This window comes from Cellulosimicrobium arenosum, assembly GCF_014837295.1.
In the GTDB taxonomy this organism is placed as follows: domain Bacteria; phylum Actinomycetota; class Actinomycetes; order Actinomycetales; family Cellulomonadaceae; genus Cellulosimicrobium; species Cellulosimicrobium arenosum.
Map to the genome: position 1 here is coordinate 93,374 of NZ_JACYHB010000001.1, position 15,768 is coordinate 109,141.

14 protein-coding genes are annotated in these 15,768 nt (G+C 72.5%); 5 read left to right on the forward strand and 9 right to left on the reverse strand.

What is annotated here, in order from left to right:
* Positions 1–271: 271 nt before the first annotated feature.
* Positions 272–1,696, reverse strand: a complete 1,425-nt coding sequence (gene glnA / locus IF651_RS00430) for a type I glutamate--ammonia ligase (protein ID WP_191827120.1) — start codon at positions 1,694–1,696, stop codon at positions 272–274.
* Between the two features lie 281 nt (positions 1,697–1,977).
* Here glnA and IF651_RS00435 point away from each other — a divergent pair, with 281 nt between their 5' ends.
* Positions 1,978–2,463, forward strand: coding sequence for an RDD family protein (locus tag IF651_RS00435; protein ID WP_191827121.1), 486 nt, complete (start codon positions 1,978–1,980; stop codon positions 2,461–2,463).
* Between the two features lie 47 nt (positions 2,464–2,510).
* Here the strand turns inward: IF651_RS00435 and IF651_RS00440 are convergent, their stop codons facing one another.
* The 4 genes from IF651_RS00440 to IF651_RS00455 form a co-directional block, all read right to left on the reverse strand.
* Entirely contained in the window at positions 2,511–3,254 is a 744-nt protein-coding gene (locus IF651_RS00440; protein WP_191827122.1) for a DUF4191 domain-containing protein, read from the reverse strand.
* An 11-nt stretch (positions 3,255–3,265) separates the two neighbouring features.
* Positions 3,266–4,276 (reverse strand): lipoyl synthase, encoded by a 1,011-nt coding sequence (lipA, locus tag IF651_RS00445; protein WP_191827123.1) that lies wholly within the window; start codon positions 4,274–4,276, stop codon positions 3,266–3,268.
* A gap of 187 nt (positions 4,277–4,463) precedes the next feature.
* Complete coding sequence (gene lipB / locus IF651_RS00450; protein WP_191827124.1) at positions 4,464–5,126, reverse strand: lipoyl(octanoyl) transferase LipB; 663 nt, start codon at positions 5,124–5,126, stop codon at positions 4,464–4,466.
* Positions 5,127–5,135: 9 nt separating this feature from the next.
* Positions 5,136–5,702, reverse strand: a complete 567-nt coding sequence (locus tag IF651_RS00455) for a MarR family winged helix-turn-helix transcriptional regulator (protein ID WP_191827125.1) — start codon at positions 5,700–5,702, stop codon at positions 5,136–5,138.
* On the opposite strand from IF651_RS00455, the gene IF651_RS00460 reads away from it, so the two are divergent.
* The gene (locus IF651_RS00460) at positions 5,701–8,019 is read left to right on the forward strand and encodes an MMPL family transporter (RefSeq protein WP_191827126.1); all 2,319 of its coding nucleotides are present in this window, start codon (positions 5,701–5,703) and stop codon (positions 8,017–8,019) included. The genes IF651_RS00455 and IF651_RS00460 overlap by 2 nt on opposite strands.
* Here IF651_RS00460 and IF651_RS00465 read toward each other — a convergent pair whose 3' ends face one another.
* Entirely contained in the window at positions 8,020–8,190 is a 171-nt protein-coding gene (locus tag IF651_RS00465; RefSeq protein ID WP_191827127.1) for a hypothetical protein, read from the reverse strand.
* A 140-nt stretch (positions 8,191–8,330) separates the two neighbouring features.
* Here IF651_RS00465 and IF651_RS00470 point away from each other — a divergent pair, with 140 nt between their 5' ends.
* Together IF651_RS00470 and IF651_RS00475 are read left to right on the forward strand one after the other, a co-directional pair.
* Positions 8,331–9,383 carry a Gfo/Idh/MocA family protein gene (locus IF651_RS00470; protein ID WP_191827128.1) on the forward strand — a complete coding sequence of 351 codons (1,053 nt, stop codon included), beginning with the start codon at positions 8,331–8,333 and terminating at the stop codon, positions 9,381–9,383.
* 227 nt (positions 9,384–9,610) lie between these two features.
* Positions 9,611–10,963, forward strand: coding sequence for a hypothetical protein (locus tag IF651_RS00475; protein WP_191827129.1), 1,353 nt, complete (start codon positions 9,611–9,613; stop codon positions 10,961–10,963).
* A gap of 9 nt (positions 10,964–10,972) precedes the next feature.
* Here IF651_RS00475 and IF651_RS00480 read toward each other — a convergent pair whose 3' ends face one another.
* The 3 genes from IF651_RS00480 to lpdA form a co-directional block, all read right to left on the reverse strand.
* Positions 10,973–11,866 carry a TIGR01777 family oxidoreductase gene (locus IF651_RS00480; RefSeq protein ID WP_191827130.1) on the reverse strand — a complete coding sequence of 298 codons (894 nt, stop codon included), beginning with the start codon at positions 11,864–11,866 and terminating at the stop codon, positions 10,973–10,975.
* Between the two features lie 122 nt (positions 11,867–11,988).
* A complete protein-coding gene (gene sucB, locus IF651_RS00485) occupies positions 11,989–13,785 on the reverse strand; it encodes a 2-oxoglutarate dehydrogenase, E2 component, dihydrolipoamide succinyltransferase (protein ID WP_191827131.1) in 1,797 nt (598 codons plus the stop codon).
* 30 nt (positions 13,786–13,815) lie between these two features.
* On the reverse strand, positions 13,816–15,198 hold the full coding sequence (gene lpdA, locus IF651_RS00490) for a dihydrolipoyl dehydrogenase (RefSeq protein ID WP_191827132.1): 1,383 nt from the start codon (positions 15,196–15,198) through the stop codon (positions 13,816–13,818).
* A 240-nt stretch (positions 15,199–15,438) separates the two neighbouring features.
* Here lpdA and IF651_RS00495 point away from each other — a divergent pair, with 240 nt between their 5' ends.
* A complete protein-coding gene (locus IF651_RS00495) occupies positions 15,439–15,765 on the forward strand; it encodes an oxidoreductase (RefSeq protein ID WP_338403680.1) in 327 nt (108 codons plus the stop codon).
* Positions 15,766–15,768 lie beyond the last annotated feature (3 nt).

Genomic DNA, 15,768 nt, shown 5'->3' on the forward strand with positions numbered 1-15,768 from the left:
CGCCGGGGACGCCGACGTCGTGCCCGTCGACCGACCGCAACCGTGCGAGAAGGGTCACCCACCGTGGCGGCCAGCCAGTCGTGGGCCCCGAGTCGCCCGGCAGGCCGACGGACAGCGCTCCGCGATGGTCGCCGTGCTTCCGGCCACAGTTCACACACGGATGGCACACGACGACGCGAAACGGCGTCCGACGCTGCCCAACGCTGCGAAGCGTTCGTACAGGTCAGACGCCGTTTCAGACCCCTTGGCGGGGCGTGCTCAACTCCGACTGTCAGATGTCGTAGTAGAGCTCGAACTCGTGGGGGTGCGGGCGCAGCCGGATCGGGTCGATCTCGTTGGTGCGCTTGTAGTCGATCCAGGTCTCGATGAGGTCCTGGGTGAAGACGTCGCCCTCGGTCAGGTACTCGTGGTCGGCCTCGAGCGCGTCGAGCGCCTCGCCCAGCGATGCCGGGACCTGAGCGATCTGCGCGTGCTCCTCGGGCGGCAGCTCGTACAGGTCCTTGTCGATCGGCTCCGGCGGCTCGATGCGGTTCTTGATGCCGTCGATGCCGGCGAGGAGCTGCGCGGCGAAGGCGAGGTACGGGTTGGCCGACGGGTCCGGGACGCGGAACTCGACACGCTTGGCCTTGGCCGACGAACCGGTGACCGGGATGCGGATGCACGCGGAGCGGTTGCGGGCCGAGTAGACCAGGTTGACCGGGGCTTCGTAGCCGGGCACCAGTCGGTGGTAGGAGTTCACCGACGGGTTGGTGAAGGCCAGCAGCGACGGCGCGTGCTTGAGCAGGCCGCCGATGTACCAGCGGGCGAGGTCGGACAGGCCGCCGTAGCCCTTCTCGTCGAAGAACAGCGGCTCGCCGTTCAGCCACAGCGACTGGTGGGAGTGCATGCCTGAGCCGTTGTCGCCGAAGATGGGCTTCGGCATGAAGGTGACCGACTTGCCGGCCTCGAAGCCGACGTTGCGGATGACGTACTTGAACTTCATCAGGTCGTCGGCCGCGTGCAGCAGCGTGTTGAAGCGGTAGTTGATCTCCTGCTGACCGGCGGTGCCCACCTCGTGGTGCGCGCGCTCGACGTCGAGCCCGACCTGGCCGAGCGTCGCGACCATCTCGTCACGCAGGTCGGCGAAGCGGTCGGACGGCGAGACGGGGAAGTAGCCACCCTTGTAGCGCGTCTTGTACGCGAGGTTGCCACCCTCCTCCTCGCGACCCGTGTTCCACGCCGCCTCGACCGAGTCGAGGTGGTAGAAGCTCGAGTGCTGGTTCGTCGCGAAGCGCGCCTCGTCGAAGACGTAGAACTCGGCCTCGGGAGCGAAGAACGCGATGTCGGCGATGCCCGTCGACGCGAGGTACGCCTCGGCCTTGGCGGCGATGTTGCGCGGGTCGCGCGAGTACGGCTCACCCGTGAAGGGGTCGACGATCGAGAAGTTCACGACGAGCGTCTTGCGCTTGCGGAACGGGTCCACGAACGCGGTCTTGACGTCCGGCACGAGCTTCATGTCCGACTCGTGGATCGCCTGGAAGCCGCGGATCGACGATCCGTCGAACATCAGGCCGTCCTCGAAGGCGGCCTCGTCGAACTGGGCGACGGGGATGTTGAAGTGCTGCATGATGCCGGGCAGGTCGCAGAACCGGACGTCGACGAACTCGACGCCTTCGCTCCGCGTGAAGGCGATTGCCTCCTCCGCGCTGTTGAACATCCGTTTGCTCCTTGATCGGGTGATGCCCTCGGGCTGATCGGCGGCGAGCCGCTGACGTGGCGCCCACGAACTTAGGCCGTGGCCGTTTCAAAGCCGTGTACCCATTGTTTCGTCCGTGTTACGTCCGGCGTCCCTGTGTGACGTTCGTGCTACGCACGAGTCGCCACGAGGCGAGCCGCAGCCGGTGACGGGCCGGTGCGCCGTGCGAAACCCTACCGCCGCGTGCGTCGAGGCGTCGCGGGTGTCCATGCTGCGACACGGCGAAACGTAGGCTGGTGCCCGTGGTTTCACGCGGAGACATGGGGTCGTGGCTCGAGGGCTCGCCCGGAGGCGGGTCGGACGGACGAGAGGGGCGCGGTGCGCGGCTCGGGCTGCCGCCCGAGGGTCCGGGATCGCTCGCGACCCTGGGAAGACGCGTGGTCGCACTGGTCGTCGACTGGACGCTCGCGACCCTGGTCGCCTACCTCTTCTTCCGTCCCGCCGCCCACGGATTCTTCGAGGGCATCTCTGCGCTGCCGGTGTGGTCTCAGCCCCTGGTGTTCGCGATCGAGAACGTGCTGCTCGTGAGCACGCTGGGCTCGACCGTGGGACACCGCCTCCTGGGGATGCGGGTCCGGCGCGCGGACGACCCGGCCCGCATGGTGGGGCTGGGCCGCGCGGTCCTGCGCACCCTCCTGCTGTGCCTGGTCGTCCCTGCGGTCGTGTGGGACACGGACGGACGGAGCCTGCACGACCGCGCGGCTGGAACCCTGCTCGTCCGTTCCTGACGCCCGTCCGTCCTGGCACGGACGGCGGTCCGCGCGGCGGGTACGGCTCAGCGACCCTTGAGGCCCTTGCGGTCCGGCCGGGCGCGCGTCGGGTCGACGCCCTTCGGGATCGGCAGGCGTGCCGCGCCCAGCGCGCGCAGCCGCTTGGAGACCTGGGCCGTCTCCGGCTTGGTGAGGGTGGGCTTCAGCTTCTGGACCGTGCGCGGCAGCTTCGGCAGCGCGACCTGGCCCTCGCCGTCACCGACCTGGACCGTGGTGACCGGCACGTTGGGCAGCACGCGGGCGACCCGCTTGCGCTCGCTGTCGAGCAGGCGCTTGGCGCGACCCGGAGGGCCTTCGCTCACGAGGACGACACCGGCACGGCCGACCCCGCGGAACACGAGGTCCTGGGTCCGCGGGTCGATCGCGACCGGCTCCTCGTCGAACGTCCAGCCGCGCCGGATCGTGCCGAGCGCGGCCCGGGCGGCGCCCGGCTGGCCCTCGATCTGCTGGTAGGCGGCACGCTCCGCCCGCCGCGTGAGGACGAACATCGCACCGAGCGCGGCGAACGGGATCCCGACGATCAGGGTGTAGACCCACTGGCCCCACCACAGCCCGATCCCGAGCGCCACGGCGAGGATGCCGACGAACACGCCGAGCATGACCCAGGTCACTGCCGGGTCCTGCTTGCGGGTCATCTGGTACGCGGACCACACCTGGTGGTACCAGCGCTGCTTCTTGGGCTTCTTCTGCTTGCCGACCGGGTCGCCTGCGGAGGGCGCGCCGGTCGATGCGGAGTTCTTGCGGGCCATGGTGCCTCAGTCTAGTGGGGAGAGCGGGACAGCAGGCTCGCGGCCTCCTGACGGGCGGTCATCGGCTCGGCGAGGTGGGCGAGGGACTCCGGGATCGCCATGCCGCGCCGGGTCATGGCCTGGCCCCACAGGCGCCCGGCCCGGTAGGAGGAGCGCACGAGCGGGCCGGCCATGACCCCGAGGAAACCCATCTCGTCGGCCGCGTCGGACAGCTCGACGAACTCCTCCGGCCGGACCCAGCGGTCGACCGGGTGGTGGCGCAACGACGGGCGCAGGTACTGGGTGATCGTCACGAGGTCGCAGCCCGCGTCGTGAAGGTCGCGCAGGGCTTCCTTGGCCTCGTCGATCGTCTCGCCCATGCCGAGGATGATGTTCGACTTCGTGACCAGACCGGCCTCGCGCGCCCGCGTGAGCACGGACAGGGACCTGTCGTAGCGGAACGCGGGCCGGATCTGCTTGAAGATGCGCGGCACCGTCTCGAGGTTGTGCGCGAGCACCTCGGGCCGGGAGCCGTTGACCTCGTCGAGCAGCTCCGGGATCGCGTTGAAGTCCGGGATGAGGAGCTCGACGCCGGTGCCCGGGTTGAGCGCGTGGATCTGGCGGACGGTCTCGGCGTAGAGCCACGCCCCGCCGTCGGGCAGGTCGTCGCGAGCCACGCCCGTGATGGTCGAGTACCGCAGGCCCATGGCCTGGACGGACTCGGCGACGCGGCGCGGCTCGTCCGCGTCGAAGTCGGCCGGCTTTCCCGTGTCGATCTGGCAGAAGTCGCACCGCCGCGTGCACTGGTCGCCGCCGATGAGGAACGTCGCCTCGCGGTCCTCCCAGCACTCGAAGATGTTGGGGCAGCCGGCCTCCTCGCACACCGTGTGCAGGCCCTCGCGCTTGACCAGTCCCTTGAGCTCGGAGTACTCCGGACCCATCGTGGCGCGCGTCTTGATCCACTCGGGCTTCTTCTCGATGGGCGTCGCGGAGTTGCGAGCCTCGACCCGCAGCATGCGCCGGCCTTCTGGTGCGATCGTCACGGGTGTCTCCCGGTCGTCGTGTCGAGTGTGCGCCGGAGCCGACCGCGTGGCGGTCTGACGGTTCACGCGGCCCCGAGGGTGCGTGTCAGTACGACGCCGGACTGCTTTCAGCGTACGCGAGGGCGGGCGGTCGCGGGCGTCTCGCGGCGTCGGGACGGACGTGACGTCCACGACATCCCGGACGCGGCTACCGCGCGAGCGGTGCCGACTCGGCGACCGCGGCACGCAGAGGTGCGAGGCTCGCGTCGAGGGCCTCGACCAGCGCGGGTGCGACCTGCGCGGGGGTCACCGTGCGGCCGAGCTCGGCCGACAGCGACGTCACGTCGGCGTCGGTGATGCCGCACGGCACGATGTGCTCGAACCGGCCGAGGTCCGGGTCGCAGTTGAGGGCCAGGCCGTGCATCGTGACGCCGCGCGCGACGCGGACCCCGATCGCGCACACCTTGCGCTCCCGGCGCTGCGCGTCGGCCTCCACCCACACCCCGCTGCGCCCCTCCACCCGCACGGTCGCCAGGCCCAGGTCCGCGCACGCACGCATCACGGCCTCCTCGAGGGCGCGGACGTAGGCCACGACGTCGACGGGCTCGCGCAGACGGAGGACGGGGTACGCGACCTGCTGGCCCGGGCCGTGCCACGTGATCTTGCCGCCCCGGTCGACGTCGACGACGGGGGTGCCGTCGTCGGGCCGCTCGTCGCGGTGGGTGCGCCGACCGGCCGTGTACACGTCCGTGTGCTCCACGAGGATGACGGTGTCCGGGCGTGCGCCGCTCGTCACGTCGTCGTGGACCGTGCGCTGCAGCCCCCACGCCTCGTGGTAGTCCGTCAGGCCGGGCAGGGTGAGCAGGTCCATCGCGTCAGGCTAGCGCTCGTCCGCGGGTGCGCGGCGACCGTCGCCGTGCCCGGCCGGGCCCGGGAGGTCGAGGTCGGGGTCGTCGGGAGCGCTGGAGCGCAGCATCGTGAGCAGGACCTCGCGCAGCGCGCCGATCTGCTCGTCGTCGAGCCCGCGGGTCGCGAGGTCCTCCGCCGGCCGGCGTCGTGCCGCGGCGAGACCCGCGGTGCGCCCGGCCTCGGTGATGCGCACCGTGTGCCGACGCCGGTCGGCCGGGTCGGCCCCGCGCGTCACGTAGCCGGACCTCTCGAGCCGGGCGACCACGCGGCTCATGGTCTGCTCGGTGACGCCCGACGCCTGGGCGAGGGCGCGCTGCGAGAGCGGTGCCCCGATCAGGTGCATGAGCACCGGGAATCCCGCGTGGTTGAGGTCCCACGACGCGAGGTGGGCGTTCCAGTCACGCTCGATGCGGCGCGCGACGGCGAACAGGAGCCGACCCGTGGCCCAGCGGCGGGGGTCCGGGTCCGCGAGGTCCTCTCGCTCGGCGTGCTGCTCCACGTGCGTTCCACCCTTCTCCTGGTCTATCTTACTCAGCATGCTGAGGAATCGCTGGGCGGGCGCCCTTCGTGGCCTGGTCATTGTCGCAGTCATCGGTCTGTGGATGGTGATCGGTGCGCTCGGCGGACAGGCTCAGGGAAACCTGAGCTCCGTCCAGACCAACGACGACGCCGCGTTCCTCCCGGCGAGCGCTGAGTCGACCCGGGCGGCCGAGGTCGCGACCGAGTTCACCGACGACGAGTCCTTGCCCGCGCTGGTCGTGGTCACGGCCGCCGACGGCGCGCAGCTCACCGAGGCACAGCTCGACCTCGTGCAGGCATATGCCGACGCGGCGCCCGACGCGCCGCTCGCGGGGACGAGCGGCGACGAGCCGGCCACCCTGGGCGACGTGTCGATCGCCGACCCGGTCGTCGTGCCGTCCGAGGACGGTGAGGCCGCGCTGGTCGTGCTCTCGCTCGACGCCGCCGTCGCTGCCGACCGGGTCGGCGCCGACGAGGACAGCGTCAGCGAGCTCGCCGTGGGTGCGCTGCGCGACCTGGTCGCGGCCGACCCGTCGGACGGCGGGCTGGCCGGCGCCGACCTGGAGACCTCCGTGACCGGACCGGCCGGCTTCGTCGCCGACCTCGTGACCGCCTTCGGCGGGATCGACACCGTGCTGCTCCTGGTCGCGCTCGGTGCCGTCCTGATCATCCTCGCGATCGTCTACCGATCGCCGATCCTGCCGTTCATCGTGATCCTCACGGCAGTGCTCGCGCTGTGCCTCGCCGGCCTCGTCGTCTACCAGCTCGCGGCGAACGACGTCCTGACCCTCAACGGCCAGTCGCAGGGGATCCTGTCGATCCTGGTCGTCGGCGCCGCCGTCGACTACTCGCTGCTCGTCGTCGCGCGCTACCGGGAGGAGCTGCGGACCTCCCGCTCGACCGTGCTGGCGCTGCGCCGCGCGGTGCGAGCGTCCGTCGAACCCGTCGCGGCGAGCGCCGGCACCGTCGTCGCCGGGCTGCTGTGCCTGCTCCTGTCCGACCTGTCCTCGAACCGCAGCCTGGGACCGGTCGCGGCGATCGGGATCGTCGCGTCGTTCGTCGCCGCGATGACCCTGCTGCCCGCCCTGCTCCTCGTGGCGGGCCAGCGGTCGCGCGCGCTCTTCTGGCCCCGCATGCCTCGCTACGTCGGCGAGCACGCGGCGGTCGAGGGGCAGGGTTCGCCCGTCGCCGCCGACGACGGGGCGCAGGTCCGCGCGGCGCCCGACGACGACACCGTCCGGGTCGAGGACCACGGCCTGTGGTCGCGCGTCGCGAGCTTCGTCGGGCGTCGCGACCGCCCGGTGTGGATCGCGACCGCGCTCGTGCTCGCGGCGTGCGCCGCGTTCGTCCCCACGCTCGACGCGAGCGGGACGGGCGACTCCGAGGTGTTCCTCACCCAGGTCGACTCCGTCGACGGGGAGGAGGTGCTCACCGCGCACTTCGAGGGGGTGTCCGCCCAGCCTGCGACGGTCATCGTCCCGGCGGAGGACCTCGACGCCGTCGTGCAGGCCGCCGAGTCCACCGACGGCGTGGCCGCGGCGACGCCGGTCACCGACCAGCCCGCGGCGGCGCCCGGGGCGCCCGCGCAGGGAGAACCGCTCGTGGTCGACGACATGGTCCGCGTCGACGTGACGACGCAGGCGCCGTCGGACAGCCAGGAGGCGGTCGACACGGTCGCGGACCTGCGGGACGCGGTGCACGACGTCTCACCCGACGCGCTCGTCGGTGGCGCCGCGGCCGAGCGGCTCGACACCCAGCTCGCAGGGCAGCGCGACCTGCGCGTGATCGTCCCCGTCGTGCTCGCCGTGATCCTGCTGATCCTCGTCCTGCTGCTGCGCTCCGTCCTCGCCCCGGTGCTGCTCGTCCTCGCGAACGTCCTGTCGTTCGGCGCTGCCCTGGGAGTGGCCGCGCTCGTGTTCGACCACGTGCTCGACTTCCCCGGGGCCGACCCCGCCGTCCCGCTCTACGCCTTCTGCTTCCTCGTCGCGCTGGGGGTGGACTACTCGATCTTCCTCATGACCCGCGTGCGCGAGGAGAGCCTGCGGATCGGGACGCGGCGCGGCGTGCTGCGAGCGCTCGCGGTCACGGGTTCCGTCATCACCTCTGCGGGCGTCGTGCTCGCCGCGACCTTCGCCGCGCTCGGCATCATCCCGCTGCTGTTCCTCGCGCAGATCGCCTTCATCGTCGCGTTCGGGGTGCTCGTCGACACGCTCGTGGTGCGATCGCTGCTCGTCCCGGCGCTCGTGCACGACATCGGCGACCGGGTCTGGTGGCCCAGCGCCCTCGCACGGCGGTCCGCGGGCGAGCGCGCCGCGACCGGTCCAGGTCGCGGGTGACTAGCCAGACGCTGCGGTGGCGGACGGCGAGGCCGTGTCCTGGTCGGTCTCACCCATCGCGCCGGCCCGCTGGAGCACGACGTTGGCGAGGACGACGGTCATGACCGCGAGCGCGATGAGCGCGTAGCGCAGCAGGGCGCGCCGCGGGACACGGCGGGAGGTGGCGCTCAACGGTCGACCTCTCGGGCGGGGTAAGGGGACGGCGGTACCCGCGGCGATCCTGTGCGATCGCCGCGTTCCGTGCCAAATCGTACATTCTGCCGGGAGCCCGACGTGCAGGAAGCCGCGGACGCACGGATAGATTGAGGGACATGGTCACTTCTGCGCACCCTTCCGTCGGCGGAACCACCCTGCGGGTCGCGGTGATCGGCTACGGGGGAGCGGGCCGTGGCATCCATGCCCGCCTCGTGCGCGAGGCCGGGCACCGGGTGACCGCGGTCGTGGTCCGTGCGCCCGAGCGGCGGGCGGACGCGGAGCAGGACTGGCCGGACGTCCGTCTGCACGGCGACGTCGCCTCCCTGCTCGCGGACCGGGACGCCTACGACGTGGTCGTGGTCGCGAGCCCGACGGCGCTGCACGCCGAGCACGCCCGGTCGGTGATCTCGGCGGGCGTCCCGCTGGTCGTCGACAAGCCGCTCGCGCTGGACTCGGCCGCGGCACGGACCGTCGTCGAGGCGGCGGACGCCGCCGGCGTCGGGCTGACCGTGTTCCAGAACCGGCGCCGGGACCCGGAGCAGCTGACGCTGAGGCAGGTGATCGCCGCGGGCGAGCTGGGCGACGTGCACACGTTCGAGCGCCGCTGGGAGCGGTGGCGACCGGTCCCGCGGCAACGGTGGAAGGAGAACGACCCTGTCGGGGGCGGGCTCCTGCTCGACCTGGGACCGCACCTCGTGGACTCCGCGACGCAGCTGTTCGGGCCCGTGACGTCCGTGCGGGCCGAGCTGCGCGCGCTGACCACGCCGACCGAGGACGACGTCTTCCTCGTCCTGCACCACGGTGCGGGGGAGCGCGAGGTCGTGAGCCGGCTCTGGGCGGGCTCGCTCGTCGGCGCTCCCGGGCCGCGCACGCGTGTGCTGGGCACGGGCGGTGCCTACGTCGTGACCACGTTCGAGGACGACGCGTCCCCGTTCGAGGTGTTCGACGACGCGGCGCCCGAGGGCTCCGAGGGCTGGATCACTCGAGGCCGCGAGCGTGTCGCGGTGCCGCGCGCGCCGGGCGGGCACGCCGACTTCTACGCCGCCGTCGCGACCTGGGTGCTCGACGCCGGTCCCGTCCCGGTGGACCCCTGGGACGCGGTCCGCACGGCCGAGGTGCTCGACACCGCACGGCGCAGCCACGCGGAGCAGCGCACGCTCGCGGTCTGACCTGGACGCACGGTTCGGATGTCCGCCCTGTGGATAACCCGGCGCAGTGCCTCACGGCGCGATGAGATGGGCGCATGCCCGAGTCGACCCGAAGCCCAGCGCGTCCGTTCCGGCGCGGCCGCTCGCGGCCGGACGAGGCTGCCGTCCACCAGGCCCGGGCACTGGCTCTCGAGTCCGGCGGGTGGCAGCCCGCCAGACCAGCAGGTCGGTCGTCCGACGGTCCAGTGGTGGGGCCGGACGGACGCACGTGCGACGTCTCGTACGTGCCCGTGCCGCACGATGTCGTCGACCGTGAGCGGCTCGTCGAGCACCTGCACGCGCTCATGGTCGAGGACGAGCACCTCGTCACCGTGCGCGCGGTGCTCGAGTCGGGCAGCGACGAGCTCGCCGTCCTGACCGACCACCACCCGGGCCTCACGCTCGACGAGCTCGCGGCGGCGAGGCGGCCGCTCGCCGCCGGTGAGGCGGTCACTGTGCTGGTGCCCGTCGCGCAGGCGCTCGTCGCCCTGCACCGTGCCGACCGTGTCCACGGCGCGCTGGGTACGCGCTCGGTCGTCCTGGGTCCCGACGGACGTGCCGTCGTGGCCGTGCCGCTGGTCCCGGTCGCGGGCACCGAGGCGGACGACGTGCGCGACCTGGCCCAGCTCGTCGTCGACCTCGTGCCGGCGCCGGCGTCGAGCCATCCCACGTTCGAGCGGGCAGCGGACCCGCAGGAGGCGTTGCGGCTGGACGCCCTCCACGCGGAGCTGGTCGAGGCACTGCGCGACGACCCGCGGGCGCGTCCTGCGGCGGGCACGTTCGCCGCCCGGTGCTACGACGCCGCCCCACCGTGCCCCCTCGAGATGCCGGACCCGGCACGGCTCGTCGCGAACGCCTTCGCCCCGACCGGTCTGCGGCAGACGCAGGCGCCGGGCGCCGCCCGGCGCGCCGAGCGTGGCGGAGCGCGTCGCCGGGCCAGGACGGGGTCGACGAGACGGGCGCCCGAGGGTCTGCGTCGAGGTCTGGTCGTGCTGGCCGTCGTCGTCGCGGGGTGCGCGGTGCTCGTGGCGGGAGTCCGCGCGACCAGCGACGCCCCCGGGGCGGGTCCGGGAGCCGGGTCGTCGGCCACGGCGCCTGCCCCGACGTCCACGTCCGAACCGCAGACCCTCGCGGACGGCCCGGTGCTCGACCCCGAGGACCCCGTCGGCGCAGCCCGCGAGCTCACGCAGCGGCGACTCGATCTGCTCACGGGTGGGGAGGTCGAGCTGCGCCAGGTCGTCGCGGCGGGTTCTCCGGCCGCGGAGACCGACGCAGCGCTCGTCGCGGAGCTCGACGGCGTCGACGTGCTGGACGCACGCGCGACCGTCTTCGACGCCAGGCCCGCAGACCCGGAGGAGGGGGCGGACGGGGGAGCCGTGGAGGGAGCCACCGGGACCGCCGGCACCGACGGGACTGCCCGGGTCGAGGTCGACTACGCGATCACGGCGCACCGGCAGCGCACCGGTGACCAGGAGATCCAGGTCCCGCAGACGCCGCGCACGACCGTGGTGCTCACGGTGCGGTGGACGGAGGACGGCTGGCGGGTGAGCCAGGTCGGATAGCCGGCACCCTCAGCCCTCCTGGACGACCCACCGCGCCGCGTCGGACAGGTCTGGATGGGCGAAGGAGAACCCGCTCGCCTCGAGGACCGTCGGCTTCCCGCGCTGCGACCCGAGGATGTCCGTCGCGAGCTCCCCGAGGGCGACCTTCAGCGCCACGGCGGGCACGGCGAGCCCGGCCGGCCGGTGCAGCTCGTCGGCGAGCGCCCGCGTGACGGCGGCGTTCGTCGCCGGGTGCGGGGAGCAGAGGTTGACCGGGCCGTGCACCTGCGCGGTCAGCAGGTGGCACAGCGCGGCGACCTCGTCGTGCAGCGTGATCCAGCTCCAGTACTGGGTGCCCGGTCCCAGCCGGCCGCCGAGACCGAGCCGCAGCAGCGGGAGCAGCCGCCCGAGCGCTCCGCCCTGGGACGACAGGACGATCCCGGTCCGTGCGTGGGCGACGCGGACGCCGGCCTCCTGGGCGGGCTCGGTGGCGGCCTCCCACTCGCGGCAGAGCCGGGCGAGGAAGCCGTCGCCCGACGCGGAGGCCTCGGTCAGCACCTCGCCACCACGGTCTCCGTAGTACCCGATCGCCGAACCCTGGACCCACACGGGCGGGGGACCGTCGACCTGGGCGAGCCGGGCGGCGAGGAGACCGGTCGTGCGGGTGCGGGAGGTCAGGAGGAGTCGCTTGTACGCGGTGGTCCACCGGCGGTCGCCGACACCTGCCCCGGCGAGGTTGACGACGGCGTCCGCACCCTCGAGGTGCCCCGGGTCGAGCACGCCCGCGTCGGGATCCCACTCGCGCTCGTCCGCGGTCTGCGGCGGGCGGCGCACGAGGCGGCGCACGTGGTGGCCGTCCTCGCGCAGCCTCTCGAGGAGCTCCGAACCGATCAGGCCGTGCGACCCGGCCACGACGATGTCCATGGTCACCACGGTACGGGTGATCCCGGGCACGCACGCGCGGGTACGACGGCCCGGACGGACCACGGGCCCCGACCGGGGACGGTCGGGGCCCGCAGGTCAGGCAGGTCGGGGTGCCGGGAGCGTCAGAGGCCGACCTCGGCCTCGAACGCGCCCTCCTCGACGCGGTTCTTGATCGCGGTCAGGAACCGCGCCGCGTCCGCGCCGTCCACCAGCCGGTGGTCGTAGGACAGGAAGATGAAGCACGTCGAGCGGATGCCGATCGTGTCGTTCCCGTCCGCGTCGGTCACGACCGCCGCACGCTTGGTGATGGTGCCCGTCCCGAGGATCGCGACCTGTCCGACCGGGACGATCGGTGTGTCGAAGACCGCGCCGCCCGAGCCCGTGTTGGTGATGGTGAACGTCGCGCCCGCGAGCTCGTCCGGACCGACCTTGTTGGCACGCGTGCGCGCGCCGAGGTCACCGATCTTGCGTGCGATGCCGGCGAGGTTGAGGTCACCGGCGTCCTTGATCACCGGCACGACGAGACCGCGCTCGGTGTCGACGGCGATCCCGACGTTCTCCGAGCCGTGGTACGTGATCTCGTCCTCGGCGAAGGTCGCGTTCACTTTCGGGTACGCCTTCAGCGCCTCGACGGCCGCCAGCGTGAAGAACGGCAGGAACGTGAGGTTCGCACCCTCGCGCGCCTTGAAGTCGGCCTTGGCGCGGTTGCGCAGCGCCGCGACGCGGGTGACGTCGACCTCCACCGCCGTGGTGAGCTGAGCCTGGGTCGAGAGCGCCTCGACCATGCGGCTCGCCACGAGCTTGCGCAGCCGGCTCGTCTTCTCGGTCGTGCCGCGCAGCGGCGAGACGGCCGGGACCGACGGCTTCTTGGGCGCCGTGGGCGACGCAGCGGGCGCGGCGGCCGCAGGTGCGGATGCCTTCTCCTCGGCCTTGCGGGCCGCCTCGAGGACGTCCTCCTTGCGGATACGCCCACCCACCCCGGTGCCCGTGACGTCCGACAGGTCCACGCCCTTGTCGGCAGCGAGCTTGCGCACGAGCGGCGTGAGGTAGGTGCCGCCTGCCTTCGCTGCCGGTGCCGGCGTGGCGCCCGGTGCCGACGGCGCGGACTTCTCGGCCGGTGCCGGCTGCGTGGAGGACGACTCCTCCTGAGCGGCCTGCGCCGGGACGTCCGCCTCGCTCGCCGGAGTCTTCGCCTCGGTCGCCGGGGACTGCTGCTTCGGGGCTTCCTCCTGCTTCGGCTCCTCCTGCTTCGGAGCCTCCTGCGCGGGTGCCGAGCCGGAGCCGACGATCGCGAGGACGGCGCCGACCTCGACGGTCTCGTCCTCCTCGACCAGGATCTTCTGGACGGTTCCGGCGACGGGCGACGGGACCTCGGTGTCGACCTTGTCGGTCGAGACCTCCAGCAGCGGCTCGTCGACCTCGACGGTGTCGCCGACCGACTTCAGCCACCGGGTGACGGTGCCCTCGGTGACGGACTCGCCGAGCGCGGGCAGGGTGATCTCCTCGCCCTCGCCCTCGCCCTCGGAGCCCGACGTGGAGGCGGGAGCGGACCCCTGCTCGGGTTCCGGCTGCTCGGAGGGCTCGGCCTGGGCAGGCTCGGCTTCGGCTTCGGCTTCGGGCTCGGGCTCAGGTTCGGGCTGCTCCGAGTCCGACTGCGCCGGAGCGGCGTCGCCGCCTCCGGAGCCGTCCCCGATCACGGCGAGGTTCGACCCGACCTCGACGGTCTCGTCCTCCTCGACCAGGATCTTCTCCAGGGTGCCCGCGACGGGCGACGGGATCTCGGTGTCGACCTTGTCGGTCGAGACCTCGAGCAAGGGCTCGTCGACCTCGACGGTGTCGCCGACGGACTTCAGCCAGCGGGTGACGGTGCCTTCGGTGACGGACTCGCCGAGGGCCGGCATCTGCACGTTCTCAGACATGACCTGCCTGGTCTCCTTCGATCGTTGGGGTCAGTTGTGGGCGTGCAGAGGCTTGCCGGCAAGTGCCAGGTGGGCCTCTCCGAGTGCCTCGTTCTGGGTGGGATGGGCATGGACCAGGGCGGCGACGTCCTCGGGGTACGCCTCCCAGCCCACGATGAGCTGGCCCTCGCCGACGAGCTCACCGACGCGGGCACCGATCATGTGCACGCCGACGACCGGGCCGTCCTTGCGGCGCACGAGCTTGACGAAGCCGCTGGTCCCGAGGATCTTGCTCTTGCCGTTGCCGGCGAGGTTGTACTCGAGGGTCTCGACGGCGTCCGAGCCGTGCGCCTCGCGCGCGTCGGCCTCGGTCAGTCCGACGGACGCGACCTCGGGCTCGCAGTAGGTCACGCGCGGGATCGACGACTCCACGAGCGGCGTCGGCTCGAGACCGGCGATCTGCTCGGCGAGGAAGATGCCCTGCGCGAACCCGCGGTGGGCGAGCTGCAGCCCGGGCACGATGTCGCCCGCGGCCCAGATGTTCCCGACTCCGGTGTGCAGGCGCCCGTCGACGACGACGAACCCGCGGTCCAGCCGCACCCCCTGCTCCTCGAGGCCCAGCCCGGCCGTGCGTGGTCCGCGCCCGACGGCGACGAGCAGGAGCTCGGCGTCGAACGTCTTGCCGGACTCGAGGGTCACCGTGACGCCCGAGTCGGTCTGCTTGACACCGGTGAAGCGGTCGCCGAGGGAGAAGCCGATCCCGCGCTTGCGGAAGGCTCGCTCGAGCGACTTCGACAACGCCTCGTCCTCGTTCGGGACGAGGTGGGGGAGGGCCTCGACGATCTGGACGTCCGCGCCGAACGACTTCCACACGCTCGCGAACTCGACGCCGATGACCCCGCCGCCGAGCACGACGACGGACGACGGGACGCGGTCGAGGCCGAGCGCCTGGTCGGAGGTGATGACGCGCCCTCCCAGCTCGAGGCCCGGCAGCGAGCGCGAGAAGGAGCCGGTGGCCAGGACCACGTGCCGGCCGGTGAACCGGGTCCCGTCGACCTCGACGGTGTCCGGTGCGACGAGGCGACCGTGTCCCTGGACGAACGTGATGCCGCGCGACGCGACGAGTCCCTGCAGCCCCTTGTACAGCCCGGCGACCACGCCGTCCTTGTAGTTGTTGACGCCGTCCATGTCCACGCCGTCGAACGTGCTGCGGACGCCGAACCGCTCACCCTCGCGCGCGCCGTCGGCCAGCTCTGCCGCGTGCAGGAGCGCCTTGGTGGGGATGCAGCCGTTGTGCAGGCATGTCCCACCCAGCTTTCCCGACTCGACGAGCACGACCTTCAGCCCGAGCTGCGCAGCGCGCAGCGCGGTGGCATAGCCGGCGCTGCCCCCGCCGAGGACGACGACGTCGGATGATGTGCCGGGATCGGCCACGTGCGACTCCTTCAACAACGCGAGATCGAGCTCGGACGTCCACGGCACGTCGACGGACCGGGAGGGAGCGGCAGCCGCCGGGAGCGCGTGAACGTTCTCCGGGTGCCATCTTGGCACCTCGTGCACGTGCTCCCCAATCGAACGGGCCCTTCGGGGCTGTGACGATCGAGACAGCGGACGTCCGTCACCCCCGCGTCCCCGTCCTCGCAGCGGGTCCGGGTGGGCTGTACCCTGCCGGTTGTGCCACGACTTCCCCGTCTGTTCTCCCGCCGCCCGACGCCCTCGGGCGGCGGACGTCAGGACGCCCGTCGCGAGACCGTGCAGCACCTGCAGGAGTTCGTGCGCACCCGTGTGGGTGTCGAGGCCTACGTGGAGCCCCCCGCGCCGGACACGGGGTCGACGTTGCTGCTCATCGCGACCACGGGGGAGTGGACCCGGAGGCGCGTACCGGACGAGCGCACGGCGTTCGACGTCGCACGCACGCTCGAGGTGCCCGTCTACAACGTGAACTTCACGGGGTACCCGCAGCGCATGCGGGACTGGAACTCCCGCCAGCGCCGCTCCTGACGG